This is a genomic window from Allobosea sp. CCNWLY174 (assembly GCF_037120455.1).
GTDB classification, from domain to species: Bacteria; Pseudomonadota; Alphaproteobacteria; order Rhizobiales; family Beijerinckiaceae; genus Allobosea; species Allobosea lupini.
Genome location: NZ_JBBBBQ010000001.1, coordinates 774,020 through 786,228, shown reverse-complemented (window position 1 = coordinate 786,228; position 12,209 = coordinate 774,020). Strand labels below are relative to the sequence as shown.

The window sequence follows — 12,209 nt, the reverse complement described above, 5'->3', positions numbered from 1 at the left end:
GTTAGGGCAGCTGGAAGTATCCGGTTCCAGATCGATCGATGCAGCGCTTGCTGCCCATGCAGGATGATCACTCGGCTCGCGCTGTCCAACGAAAAACCCCGCCCTCTCGGGCGGGGTTCGAAGGTCGGGTGGCCGATCCCGGCTTGGGGGATCAGTCGTTGTCGTGTGTCAGGATGTCGCGATCCTTGGTTTCGGGCACGAAGAGCATGCCGATGACGAAGGTCATCATCGCGATCACGATCGGGTACCAGAGGCCGTAGTAGATGTCGCCGGTGCCGGCCACCATGGCGAACGAGGTCGCCGGGAGGAGGCCGCCGAACCAGCCGTTGCCGATATGGTAGGGCAGCGACATGCCGGTGTAGCGGATGCGGGTCGGGAAGAGCTCGACCAGCGCCGCAGCGATCGGGCCGTAGACCATCGTCACATAGATGACGAGCACGGTCAGGATCGCGATGACCGTCAGCGACTGCGCGCCGAACAGGGCACTCAGGAAGCCGGTCTTGACGATGCGGGCGTCGCCTGCAGCCGGGTAGCCGGCCGCGACCGCCTCCTTGGCGAGGTTCGCTGCGAAGGTCGCATCGATCGCCAGGTCCTTGCCGTTGACCGTAACCTTGGCAGGCGTGCCGGCCGGGGCCGGGGCCTGGGTGTAGACGATCGCCTGCGTGGCCAGCGTGCGGCGAGCGATGTCGCAAGGCTGGGTGAAGGTGCGCACGCCGACCGGATCGAAGACCGAGCCGCAGGTGGCGGGATCGGCGACGACCTGGACCTTGACGTTCTCATGCGCTGCGGCGAGGCCCGGGTTCGCCGCCTTGGTCAGCGCGCCGAACAGCGGGAAATAGGTCAGCGCCGCGATCAGGCAGCCGGCCAGGATGATCGGCTTGCGGCCGATCCTGTCGGACAGCGAGCCGAAGATGACGAAGCCGGCGGTGCCGATGATCAGCGACCAGGCGATCAGCACGTTGGCCGTGTAGAGATCGACCTTGAGGATGCTCTGGATGAAGAACAGGGCGTAGAACTGGCCGGTGTACCAGACGACGGCCTGGCCGGCGGTGAGGCCGAACAGCGCGAGCAGCGCGATCTTGGCGTTCTTCCACTGGCCGAAGGCCTCAGACAGCGGCGCCTTCGAGCCCGTGCCTTCTTCCTTCATCTTCTGGAAGGCCGGCGATTCCTGCATCTGGAGCCGGATGTAGACCGAGATCGCGAGCAGCAGGATCGAGGCGAGGAACGGAATGCGCCAGCCCCAGGCGGCGAACTCGGCCTCGCCCATGGTGGTGCGGATGCCGAGGATGACGATCAGCGACAGCAGCAGGCCGAGCGTCGCCGTGGTCTGGATGAAGGAGGTATAGAAGCCGCGCCGCCCCGGGGGAGCGTGCTCGGCGACATAGACCGCTGCGCCGCCATATTCGCCGCCCAGCGCCAGGCCCTGCAGCATGCGCAGCGCGATCAGGATCACCGGCGCGATCCAGCCGATGCTGTTGTAGCTCGGAAGCAGGCCGACCAGAAAGGTCGAGGCGCCCATGATCAGGATGGTGACGAGGAAGGTGTATTTGCGGCCGATCAGGTCACCGAGGCGGCCGAAGAACAGCGCGCCGAACGGGCGCACGAGAAAGCCGGCGGCGAAGGCGAGCAGGGCGAAGATGGCGCGTGTGTTGGCATCGAAGGCCGAGAAGAAATGCGCGCCGATCATCACGGCGAGTGAACCGTAGAGGTAGAAATCGTACCATTCGAAGACCGTGCCCAGCGAGGAGGCCAGAATGACCTTCTTCTCCTCCCTGCTCATCGGCCGTGGCCCTGCGGCCGCCGATGCGTGTGCCATGCTCATGAAGCGCTCCCGTTTTTCGTTCCCCCAGGCGCTACAGACCATCTGCTGCGCCCTCGTGCCGCCTTTCAGGCGGTTCTTCGCTTGGAGTCGGCGCCAACGCCGACTCAGGACAAAAGGCCTTTGAAAAGCCAAGTTTGATCGGCTAGGAATGCGTCCACCCCTGGCAATCTTCAACCGAGCACTTGGTCTTGCACCGAAAGGCGTAAGACGAAGGATTGAGCATTCGGCAGGGGCGGCTGGGCTCCAGACCCCATCATGACTCGCCTTGCCGCGCACAAGCCGCTAACCTTTCGCTAACCATGTCGGCCCGTGTCGGCGGTGAGCGCAGGAAGGGGAGGTGGCGATGAAAGTTCGCTCCGGAATTCCTCTGGGTATCGTGTTCGCGGGGCTATGCGTCGCCGCGTCTTCGGCCGTGGCTGCTCCCGGTTTCGGCGCAGTGCCGCTCAGTGGCGGATTTTCCGCTCCGGCGCCGCGCCTTTCACCGATGCGGCCGGTCGCGAAGTCCAGCTACAGCCGTCGCGGCCGCGTGGGCGTCTACGGCGCCGGCTATCCCGGCTTCTACGGCGGATCCGGCGATCAGCGGGTCGTCGTCGTGCTGCCGGAGGCAAGCGAGCCGCCCCCGGACAAGGAGCGCTCGATTCCCGTCGCGATCGGCATCGCACGTCCGCCGGCGGCCGATCCGTTGCTGTATCGGATAGAGACGCGGCAGGGGCAGCCGGTGGTCCGGGTCATGCGCTTCAGCAGCGACGGCCGTGTGGCGCGGCGCTGAGGGGCGGATCAACGGCGTCGCAGCGGATTCGTCCGAAAAGTGTTTTCAACGTTTCGGTCCAGTGCTCCAATTCGAATTGAGAGACGGATCCGGCTCTAGCGCCGTGTCGCGGCGTAGAGTGCGATCGCGGTCGCGTTCGAGACGTTGAGGCTCTTGATCGCGCCGGGCATGTCGAGCCGGGCGAGATGGTCGCAAAGCTCGCGCGAGCGCTGGCGCAGGCCTTTGCCCTCGGCGCCCATCACCAGTACCAGGGGACGGCGCAGCGGGACCTCGTCGAGCGAGATGTCCCCTTCCGAATCGAAGCCGAGCCGCAGGAAACCGCGCTCGCCCAGCTTGTCGAGCGCATCCCCCAGATTCTTCACCGCGACCAGCGGCACATGCTCCAGGGCGCCGGAGGCCGATTTCGCCAGCACGCCCGTCGCCGCCGGCGAATGGCGGATGGTGACGATCACTGCGGCGACCGCGAAGGCAGCCGCCGAGCGCAGGATCGCCCCGACATTGTGCGGGTCGGTGATCTGGTCGAGCGCCAGGACGATCGCATCGTCCGGCAGGCTACCCAGATCGGGCGAGGGCAGGGGATCGCAGACGAGATAGAGCCCCTGATGCACCGCGTCGGGCGTCAACAGCCGGTCGATCTGCGACGGCCGGACCATTTCCGGCTGGATCGGCAATTCGCCGATCTCCTCGTTCAGGCGCTTCAGCGCGTTCTCGGTGGCGAGCAACTTGCGGAAGCGTCGGCGCGGGTTGCGCAGCGCCTCGATCACGGGATGGGCGCCGTAGAGGATCGCCTCGTCGATCTCGCCGGGCCGGTGCGGCGGCGGGCCGCCCCGATCCGGACGGCCGCGGCGATTCTGGAAACGGGGGCGGGGCGGGGCGGACATCATGGCTCCGGAAAGGTGACGCCATGCCCTGCCATGGCGCGGCCGGCTTGGCCAGCCCGAAGGCGGGGAGGCGGGATTTTCAACGCATTCATGTACGGGGAACAATGCCGATGACGAAGACGGATCGACGCCTGTTTGTCCTGACCGGCGGGCCGGGGGCCGGCAAGACCACTCTGCTGACGGCGCTGGCTGCGGCAGGCCACATGATCGCCCCTGAAGCCGGGCGGGCGATCATCCGCGACCAGCTTGCCATCGACGGGCCGGCCTTGCCCTGGCGCGACCGGGCCTTGTTCGCCGAGCTGATGCTGAATTTCGACCTGCGCTCCCATGCCGAAGCGCAGGCGGGGATGGCTCCGGTCTTCTTCGATCGCGGCGTGCCCGACAGCATTGGCTATCTGCGGCTGTGCGGGCTGCCGGTGCCGGAGCATGTCGAGCGCGCGGCCCGTGCCTTCCGCTACGCCCGCATTGTCTTCGTCGCACCGCCCTGGCGCGAGATCTACGCGCAGGATGCCGAGCGCAAGCAGGACTTTGCCGAGGCCGAACGCACCCATGAGGCGGTCACGGCGGCCTATCGCGACCATGGCTATGAGCTGGTCGAGCTGCCGCGCGCCGATGTCGAGACGCGTGCCGCCTTCGTGCTGGAGCGGGTCCGAGGTCTCGCTTCCGACAGGTCATGATCCGCGCTAGTTTCGGCCGTTCGTCGCTGCCCGGGAGGCGCGCCATCGCGGAGAGTTCGCAGGCCGGCACGATGCGCTCCGGCCGGACGCTCAACCATCTCGTGCCTGGACGCGATTGCGGCGACTGCGTCGCCTGCTGCGAGGTGCTGCGCATCGTCGATCCCGAGGTCGGCAAGCCGGCTGGCATCATGTGCCGCCACAACACAGGCAACGGCTGCGGCATCCAAGCGACGCGGCCGGAGATCTGCCGGTGCTGGTTCTGCCTGTGGCGGCGCATCGACGCCATGCCGGACGAGGCGCGGCCGGATCGTTGCGGCGTGATCTTCTGCCTGGAGGGCGAGGAGGACCATCCAAATCCATTCGCGCGCTTCTGCGTGGTGGCGCGGCCCGTCGGCAGTTCGCGGGCGCTGCGCAGCGAGCTGGTCAGGCAGGTCATTGCCATGTTCGCCCGGCAGGGGGAACTGCCGGTCTGGGTGCATCGCCATGGCGTGCGCAGCCTGATTCATCCCCCGCCCGATCTCGCCGACGCGATCGAGCGGCCGGAAAAAACGCCGTTCCAGGCCTTCGTGCCTGCTGCGCTGGACTGGCGCAGGCGCCATCGTGCTGCTTGGCCGCAGGATTGAGAGGGCGGCGCGACGATTGCTGTCGGCGAATGCTTTTTGGCGTTGACAGGCGGCGGCCCTCTCCTCATAAGTCCGCCCGCGCCTGCCGCCCTTCACAAAAGTGAAACAGGCGGTTGCGGCCGGTCCTTCGGGTTCGGCCTGCGGCAAGGCGGGGGAATGTCCCGAGCGGCAAAGGGGGCGGACTGTAAATCCGCTGGCTATGCCTTCGCAGGTTCGAGTCCTGCTTCCCCCACCACCTTGCTTTTTAAGGGCTGTCTTCCTTCCATTCTTCATCTTTCTGCCCGCATCCGCCGCCGCGGCTCGCCTACGCGGCAAGAGTGGCGGATACTCTGCCTTCCCCGAATCCGGGCGAGCTGATAGCCTCGGCGGATCGGCTATTCGGGTATGACGGTGCAGTGACAGCAAAGACCCAAGGGGGCGGTTCTGTCGCCGCGCTCGGCGCCATCGTTGCAGGCGCGTTGATCCTGCAGGTCGCCGGGACGATCGTGAACACGGTCGTGCCGCTGCAGATGGCGATCGCGAAACAGCCGCCGCTGCTGATCGGCCTCGTCGCCTCGGCCTATTCGCTTGGGTTCCTGATCGGCTGCTTCGTCAATCCCTCGCTCGTCCGCCGCGTCGGCCACATCCGTGGCTTTGCCGTGTTTGCCGCGCTCCAGGCGGTCTCGACGCTGAGCTTTCCCTTGCTGCCGGAAGCTTGGTGGGGGATTTCGCGCCTGGTCATGGGTCTGGCGGCGGCCGGCCACGGCATCTGCATCGAGAGCTGGATCAGCGGGCAGGCCAACCGGTCGCAGCGCGGCCGCATCTTCGGCATCTACCAGATCCTCAACCGCGTCGCGCTGATCGGCTCGCAGATCGGCATCGGCTATGTCGCGATCCAGTCGCAGGACGTCTTCCTGTTCGCCAGCATGGCCTTCTCGATCGCGCTGATCCCGGTGGCGCTGACGCGGGCGAGGGGCCCCGAATCGAACGAAATCGTCTCGGTCGGCCTGCGGACGCTGTGGCAGCAGGCGCCGGCCGCGGTGGTCGGCTGCCTCTATGTCGGCATGGTCGGCGGCCCGTTGACCAGCGTCGCCCCCGCCTACGGCATTCTCTCCGGCCTCGACCTGCGGGCCACCATCCTGCTCACCGCCGGCATCCAGATCGGCGCGCTGCTTCTGCAATGGCCGATGAGCCTGCTGGCGGACCGGGTCGCCAGCCGCCTGATCATGCTGGTCGCCACCAGCATCGTCGCGGTGGCCGCCGCCGGGCTCGCGACACTGCTGGAGGTCGACGCCGCCCATGGCCGCATCTGGCTCTTCGGTCTGTTCGCCCTGATCGGCGGCTGCAGCATCCCGCTCTATACGGTCGCGGTCACGCACGCCTATTTCCGCATGGGACGCGACCAGGCCGTCGGGCTTTCGGCCCAGCTCCTCTTCCTCTGGGGCACCGGCTCGGCGATCGGGCCGCTGGCCGCGACCTTGCTGATGCAGCTCAGGGGGCCGCAGGGCATGCTGATCTATCTCGTCACGCTCTCTGTCGCGGTCGCGATCTATATCGCGCTGCGGATCTCGCGGAATCCATCGCCGCCCATCGTGGAAGGCGAGCGTGGCGCCAGCGGACCGACGATCCCCGATATCGAGATGGCCAAACGCTGAAGTGGCGGCAGAGCGGCGCCGGGCATCATGTCGCGGCGGCGGCGAACGCGCGGCGGCGGATCAGAACTCGAGAAATAGCAGGGCCAACATGCCCATGCCGTGGATCAGCATGACCAACGGTCGCGGCATCGCCGAAATAATCTCGGCCCTGAACGGGCAGCAGAACTCGTCGAGGTTGGACATGAGGTTCCCCTGCGGCTGATCGGTATCAGGCTCGAGGGGCTCCTTCGCCCCCCATTTGGGGGGAATCGACGCTCACTTTTCGTTCAACGGGACTCGAAATCGGCTCTTCATCCCCCAAATGGGGGCTGCCGTGGGGCGCGGCCTGGCTAATTTTCCGTTGGGGAGAATGACGATGGGAATTGCGCTTTTCAGCACGGCCGTGGCTGCGGCCGGCGCGCTGGCCTTCGGCACGCTCGTCGGTGGGGCGGCGCTCGGCCTGTTCACCGGCGCGGCGATCTGGCTCGGCCAGCGTGCCTTGAGCGATACGTGAGCTTGCGCGCGCACGCCTCAGGTGGATGAGACCATCTTCTTCGCCGGAATGGGTTGACACTGACCGGCCTGATGCGGAATTTGGCAGCCGACGCGGGTGTAGCTCAATGGTAGAGCAGCAGCCTTCCAAGCTGAATACCCGGGTTCGATTCCCGGTACCCGCTCCAATCCCTTCACGACCAGCTTAGGCCATGCCTGCGCCGCGCTGCGGGGAAGGCATCGACGTCTCGCGAAACCATGGATCCTGGCTCGTGGCCTAATCGTGGCCAGATTGCGGCGTGTTGCGGGTAGCAAAGCCGCAAGCTCATCTGCTATGCGTTCATGGGGGAAGAACGGTGATCTGCCTGCCGATCCGGCTGCTCACCATGGATAAACATGCGGGGCGCGCGCGAAAACCGCACTGACCGACGCAAGCCTCGCCGGCGGTGCTGGACATATTTCCGCCGCAAGACAGGAGAAATGCCATGCTCAAGATCGCCATCGCCGCAGCAGGTTTCGCTGCTCTCAGCCTCGCGGCCGCTCCGGCCTTCGCCCAGGGCAAGAAGGGCAAGGACGAATTCCTTGGCGTCGACCTGGATACCGGCCGGACCTATTACGACGGCCGCAACGACGGCAAGTACTGCCTCTACAAGACGGTGCGGGTGTTCAACCGCTACACCGGCTACTACGAGAACCGGCGCGTGCGCCGCTGCGGCCGCGGCCTCTATATGTGAGCGGCTGCCATGACCCGTACCGCGAAGTTCATCGTCGCCCTCGGCCTTGCGTCCGTAGCAGCGGCCTGCGGCCCGACCGTCGTCGCCGATCCCAACGGCCGGCTCATCAACACCGGGCTGGTGCAGGATGGCGACTGCCTGACGCGCACCGTCATGGTCTATGACCGCGAGCTCGGCTACGAGCGTGCGGTCGAGCAGCAGTTCTGCGGCGGACGCCCCCGCATCGCGCGCTGATACTGCAGGCCCCGCTTCCGCCGAGGGGGCGGGGCCTCGGTTTTTTGCTAGGCTCCGGTGAATCGTTCGGTCGTCCCGGAGAGACCCCGTGCCAAAACTCTGCAAGTTCACCTCGCCCAGCGACGGCAAGCCGGTCTACGTCAATCCCGACCAGGTCAGCGTCGTCTACACCTTCAAGGGCCAGCCCCCTGACACGATCATCGCCTTCCGCAAGGACTTCCAGCTCGGCGTGAAGGAAAGCCTGGAAGAGACTGTCAGGATTCTGGAAAGCGCTGCCGAGAAGACTGATCGCTGACTCCTCGAGACAGCGCAGCTCTCCCACTTTCGCCGCCGGATTGTCGCCCCCAAGCAGCCATGCCGCACTTGCATCCTCGCCCGAATCTCGGCTGGGCTGTTCTGTTGGGCGCATGATCCATCGATCCCAGCTCGTGACGGCGCGTCTCGTCGTACGCCCCTTCGTCGCCGCAGATGCGCCCTTGCTCGTCGACCTCTTTGCCGACCCGGAGGTTCATCGCTTCGTCGACGATCGCCAGCCGCTTGCGCCTGATGTCGCTCCGCTCTGGATCGAGCGCTCGGCCGCTAATCTCGAACGCTTCGGCTATGGCACCGGCGCGGTGGTCGAGCGCGCTGGTGGCGATTTGATCGGCTGGGCCGGCTTCGCCCGTCCGGGCGATGGTACACAGGAGGTGATATACGGGCTGAGACGCGCCAGCTGGGGCCGGGGTCTAGGCTCGGAGCTGCTCGCTGGCCTCGTCGCCTTCGCCGCGGAGCGCAGCATCACGCCAGTGAGGGCCACTGTCGACCCGGACAACGGCGCCTCGGTGCACCTGCTGCGACAAGCCGGGTTCGTGCTGGCCGAAGCGCGCTATCGCGGCGATGTGGCGACCGATCTTTATCTGCATGGCGGCTGAGCGCCCGGGTTGCCCAAAAAAGCAAGATATTGCTCTTGGTGGCCGGCTTGCAGTTCATTCTTCTCCGCGACGCGGGCGCCGTGCGAAGCCCCTTCGTTGCCGGGCGCGCCGCGCCGCCGTCATGCGCCGATCGCAGGCTGCGCCGAAGTCGCGCCGGTTGGGCTTTGCCATGAAGAAGGCTACTGATCGCTCGCCGCTATGCGGTTCTTGCCGTTTGCCATGAGGGATTGGGATGATCCTCGACGAGCGCACCTACGCCATCAAGCCCGCCCATGTGCGCGACTATCTCGACCTTTATGTCGCCGAGGGGATGGAGCTGCAGATCTCGCATCTCGGCCATCTGATCGGCTGGTTCACCACCGACACGGGCGTCGTCAACGAGGTCGTGCACATGTGGCGCTTCGAGGATGCCGGCGATCGCGAGCGCCGACGCGCCGCGATGGAGGCCGATCCGCGCTGGCAGGTCTTCCGCGCCAAGGCAGCCCCTTACGTTCTCGAGATGCGCAGCCGGATCCTGCGGCCGACGCATTTCTCGCCCTTGCGCTGATCAAGGTGCCGGGCGCTGCCATGGCCGCTGCGCTGCCCCGATCCTCCGCTCGTCTGATGAGTGAGCGTGGGCTGGCCGTACTCGTCACCCTGCTGGAATGGCTGGGCGCGGCGATCCTCGCCGTGCTTTTCCTTGTGGTGATGGCCGCGGTTGCGCGCCGTTATCTGCTCGGAGACGGCCTCGTCTGGTCGGACGAGCTCGCGATCTGGCTCAATGTCGCCCTGGTCGCGGTCGGCGCGCCGCTCGCGGCGACCAGCGCGCTCGCCATGCGGCTCGACGTCGTCGTCAGCCTGTTGCCCGCGGCGGGGCGACGCGTCGCCGCCATTCTGGCGGAAGCGATCGCCGTCCATGGCGCGCTGGTGCTGGCGCTGGGCGGCGCCAGCGTCGCGGCGCTCGTCGGCGGCACCTCGACCGTGCTCGGACTGCCCGAAAGCCTGCGCTTTGCGACCTTTGCGGTGGGTGGGGGGCTGACGCTCGTCGTCGTGCTCTGGCGGGCGGCACTGACGCAGTCCTGGCCGGCGGCGCTCGGTGCGCTCGTGATCGGTGCAGGTCTCTATGGGCTGGCGAACAGCGCGACCGGCCTTTTCATGGGAGCGCCGAGCCTGGTTGCCGGGCTTGCCGCAGCAGCAGGCCTCCTGCTCGGTGCGCCGCTGCCCTTTGCGCTCCTCGCTGGCGTCTCGCTCTCCGGCGCCTTCGGCGGCCTGCTGCCGGAGCCGGCCATCGTTCAGAACACGGTGGCGGGCGTCTCGAAGTTCCTGCTGCTGGCGATCCCGTTCTTCCTGCTCGCGGGCGAATTGCTGACCGCGGGCGGTCTCGCCGAGCGGCTGGTGCGCTTTGCCGCCGCGCTGGTCGGGCATCTTCGGGCCGGGCTGGCCCAGACTGCGCTGGTTGCAAGCGTGTTGTTTTCGGGCGCCTCCGGTTCTTCGGTCGCCAATGCCGCCTTTGGCGCCAAGGTGATGGCGCCGGCTCTGGTGGCGCGCGGCTATCCGCCGGCCAATGCGGCGGCGATCGTCGCGGGCGTCTCGATGCTGGACAACATCATCCCGCCTTCGATCGCGTTCCTGATCCTGGCGGCGGCGACCAATCTCTCGGTCGGCTCCTTGCTGGTCGGGGGATTCGTCGCTGGGGCGGTCCTGACTGCGGCGCTCGCCATCGGCATCCATCTCAGCGTGCGCGGCGTCGTCGATTCCGCGCCTCGTGCCAGCGGCGCGGAGCGCGCACGGTCCTTTGTCGGGGCGCTGCCGGCGATCGGGCTCGGCATCGTCGTCGTGGTCGGCATCCGCTTCGGCGTGGTCACGGTGACCGAAGCCTCGGCGCTCGCCGTCGCCTATGCGCTCGTCGCCTGCCTGCTGCTGCGCAGCCTGAACGGCGCGACCGTGCTGGCCTCCTTGCGCAAGGCGGCGGGGGAGGCGGCGGCCGTCGGCTTGCTGATCGGTGCCTCCGCGCCCTTCGCCTTCCTTCTCGCGGTCGATCGCGTCTCCGAGCAGATGGCCGGACTGGTGACCGCGCTGGGCGGTGGGCCGCTCGCGGTGATGCTGCTCTCCAACCTCGTCCTGCTGATCGCCGGCCTCTTCCTCGATATCGGCGCCGCGATCCTGCTGCTGGCGCCCCTGCTGCTGCCGGCGGCCATCGCCGCCGGGCTCGATCCGATCCAGTTCGGCGTCGTGCTGGTGGTCAATCTGATGATCCACGGGCTGACGCCGCCGCTCGGCATCCTCGTCTTTGTCGTCAGCGGCATCATGCGCTTGTCGCCGGCCGCGGTGTTCCGCGCAGTGCTGCCCTTGCTGGCGAGCCTGCTCGTCGCGCTCTTCGTCCTCTGTCTTGCTGTGGCGGCCTGGCCGTCGCTGCCTCTGCCCTACAAGGAGTTGTTCCGATGGCTTTGACCCGCCGCGCTTTCGCTGCCGCCTCGATCGCGGCACCAGCCATCCTTGCGGGCCGCGCCGTCGCCGCCGGCCGGCCGGTCACGGTCGCCTCGCTGCTCGGCGAGGACAAGCCGGAGACGAAGATCTGGCGCCGTGTCACCGAGAAACTCGCGCAGAGCGCTGCCGGCCGCTTCGACCTGCGCGTCGTCCCCAATGCCGCGCTCGGCGGCGAGAAGGAGGTCGCCGAGGGCTTGCGTCTCGGCTCGGTGCAGGCCTCGCTGTTCACGATCTCGGCGCTGTCGTCCTGGGTGCCGGACGGCCAGCTACTCGATCTGCCTTTCCTCTTCCGTGACCGTGCCCATCTCAAGCGCGTGCTGGCCGGGCCGCTCGGCGAGGAGCTCAAGCGCAAATACGAGGCGCAGGGCTTTGTCGTGCTCGGCTTCATCAATTATGGCGCCCGCCATCTCCTCGCCAAGGAGCCGCTGACCACGCCCGCCAGCATCAAGGGCAAGCGCATCCGCGTCATCCAGAGCCCGCTGCACACCGAGCTCTGGTCAGGCTTGGGCGCCCATCCGACGCCGATCCCGATCCCGGAGACCTACAACGCCTTGAAGACGGGCGTCGTCGACTGCATGGACCTGACCAAATCCGCCTATGTCGGCTTCAAGCTGCACGAGGTCGTGCCCTATCTGATCGAGACCGGTCACATCTGGGCGACCGGTGTAGTGGCGGTCTCGGCCAGCTTCTGGAAGGGCCTCTCGGCTGAGGACAAGACGGCCTTCGCTGCGGCGGCTGGGGAAGCGGCGGGCTATTTCGACGAACTCATCGTCGCCGACGAGGACGCTTCGATGGCCAAGGCCAAGGCCGAGGGCGGCAGGGTCGTGCAGCCGGAGGACCGCCCCGGCTGGGAGGCCGGCGCACGCAAGGTCTGGGCCTCCTTCGCGCCGAAGCTGGGCGGGATCGAGAAGATCGAGGCGATCGCCAGCAGCGCCTGAGGCTCGGCCTCCATCCAAACCTCGCACTGACTTCACAGGAGAGCCGTCC

At 67.2% G+C, this 12,209-nt stretch carries 15 protein-coding genes and 2 tRNA genes; 14 read left to right on the top strand and 3 right to left on the bottom strand.

The annotated features are described in order from the left end of the window. Window positions 1-151: 151 nt before the first annotated feature. Complete coding sequence (locus V7S63_RS03785) at window positions 152-1,822, bottom strand: MFS transporter (protein WP_244543683.1); 1,671 nt, start codon at window positions 1,820-1,822, stop codon at window positions 152-154. 343 nt (window positions 1,823-2,165) lie between these two features. On the opposite strand from V7S63_RS03785, the gene V7S63_RS03780 reads away from it, so the two are divergent. Next, window positions 2,166-2,591: a hypothetical protein gene (locus V7S63_RS03780; RefSeq protein ID WP_336529250.1), complete on the top strand. Its 426-nt coding sequence runs from the start codon at window positions 2,166-2,168 to the stop codon at window positions 2,589-2,591. A 95-nt stretch (window positions 2,592-2,686) separates the two neighbouring features. On the opposite strand, the gene rlmB is transcribed toward V7S63_RS03780, so the two are convergent. Beyond that, window positions 2,687-3,475, bottom strand: a complete 789-nt coding sequence (rlmB, locus tag V7S63_RS03775; RefSeq protein ID WP_442896408.1) for a 23S rRNA (guanosine(2251)-2'-O)-methyltransferase RlmB — start codon at window positions 3,473-3,475, stop codon at window positions 2,687-2,689. Window positions 3,476-3,582: 107 nt separating this feature from the next. Between rlmB and V7S63_RS03770 the strand changes: the two genes are divergently transcribed. The 4 genes from V7S63_RS03770 to V7S63_RS03755 all read left to right on the top strand — a co-directional run bounded on the left by V7S63_RS03770 (window position 3,583) and on the right by V7S63_RS03755 (window position 6,406). After that, window positions 3,583-4,149 carry an AAA family ATPase gene (locus tag V7S63_RS03770; protein ID WP_336529248.1) on the top strand — a complete coding sequence of 189 codons (567 nt, stop codon included), beginning with the start codon at window positions 3,583-3,585 and terminating at the stop codon, window positions 4,147-4,149. A 143-nt stretch (window positions 4,150-4,292) separates the two neighbouring features. Then, window positions 4,293-4,772, top strand: a complete 480-nt coding sequence (locus tag V7S63_RS03765; protein WP_336529247.1) for a hypothetical protein — start codon at window positions 4,293-4,295, stop codon at window positions 4,770-4,772. A gap of 150 nt (window positions 4,773-4,922) precedes the next feature. Further along, window positions 4,923-5,007: transfer RNA gene (locus V7S63_RS03760), tRNA-Tyr, on the top strand. A 160-nt stretch (window positions 5,008-5,167) separates the two neighbouring features. Next, window positions 5,168-6,406 carry an MFS transporter gene (locus V7S63_RS03755; protein ID WP_336529246.1) on the top strand — a complete coding sequence of 413 codons (1,239 nt, stop codon included), beginning with the start codon at window positions 5,168-5,170 and terminating at the stop codon, window positions 6,404-6,406. Between the two features lie 60 nt (window positions 6,407-6,466). Here V7S63_RS03755 and V7S63_RS03750 read toward each other — a convergent pair whose 3' ends face one another. Next, window positions 6,467-6,589 carry a hypothetical protein gene (locus tag V7S63_RS03750; protein ID WP_280141463.1) on the bottom strand — a complete coding sequence of 41 codons (123 nt, stop codon included), beginning with the start codon at window positions 6,587-6,589 and terminating at the stop codon, window positions 6,467-6,469. Between the two features lie 172 nt (window positions 6,590-6,761). Here V7S63_RS03750 and V7S63_RS03745 point away from each other — a divergent pair, with 172 nt between their 5' ends. The 9 genes from V7S63_RS03745 to V7S63_RS03705 all read left to right on the top strand — a co-directional run bounded on the left by V7S63_RS03745 (window position 6,762) and on the right by V7S63_RS03705 (window position 12,160). Next, complete coding sequence (locus V7S63_RS03745; protein ID WP_158673215.1) at window positions 6,762-6,899, top strand: hypothetical protein; 138 nt, start codon at window positions 6,762-6,764, stop codon at window positions 6,897-6,899. Between the two features lie 92 nt (window positions 6,900-6,991). Continuing rightward, window positions 6,992-7,065 (top strand) — tRNA-Gly (locus V7S63_RS03740). A 297-nt stretch (window positions 7,066-7,362) separates the two neighbouring features. After that, window positions 7,363-7,611 (top strand): hypothetical protein, encoded by a 249-nt coding sequence (locus tag V7S63_RS03735; RefSeq protein WP_091829866.1) that lies wholly within the window; start codon window positions 7,363-7,365, stop codon window positions 7,609-7,611. A 9-nt stretch (window positions 7,612-7,620) separates the two neighbouring features. Then, on the top strand, window positions 7,621-7,845 hold the full coding sequence (locus tag V7S63_RS03730; protein WP_336529245.1) for a hypothetical protein: 225 nt from the start codon (window positions 7,621-7,623) through the stop codon (window positions 7,843-7,845). Window positions 7,846-7,933: 88 nt separating this feature from the next. Then, window positions 7,934-8,140, top strand: coding sequence for a hypothetical protein (locus V7S63_RS03725; protein ID WP_336529244.1), 207 nt, complete (start codon window positions 7,934-7,936; stop codon window positions 8,138-8,140). 133 nt (window positions 8,141-8,273) lie between these two features. Then, window positions 8,274-8,756, top strand: a complete 483-nt coding sequence (locus V7S63_RS03720; RefSeq protein WP_336529243.1) for a GNAT family N-acetyltransferase — start codon at window positions 8,274-8,276, stop codon at window positions 8,754-8,756. A 232-nt stretch (window positions 8,757-8,988) separates the two neighbouring features. Beyond that, on the top strand, window positions 8,989-9,303 hold the full coding sequence (locus V7S63_RS03715) for an NIPSNAP family protein (protein ID WP_057192325.1): 315 nt from the start codon (window positions 8,989-8,991) through the stop codon (window positions 9,301-9,303). A gap of 56 nt (window positions 9,304-9,359) precedes the next feature. Next, window positions 9,360-11,186: a TRAP transporter large permease gene (locus V7S63_RS03710; RefSeq protein WP_336529242.1), complete on the top strand. Its 1,827-nt coding sequence runs from the start codon at window positions 9,360-9,362 to the stop codon at window positions 11,184-11,186. Then, entirely contained in the window at window positions 11,177-12,160 is a 984-nt protein-coding gene (locus tag V7S63_RS03705) for a TRAP transporter substrate-binding protein (RefSeq protein WP_336529241.1), read from the top strand. Before V7S63_RS03710 ends, V7S63_RS03705 begins: the two co-directional genes overlap by 10 nt. Window positions 12,161-12,209: the final 49 nt, after the last annotated feature.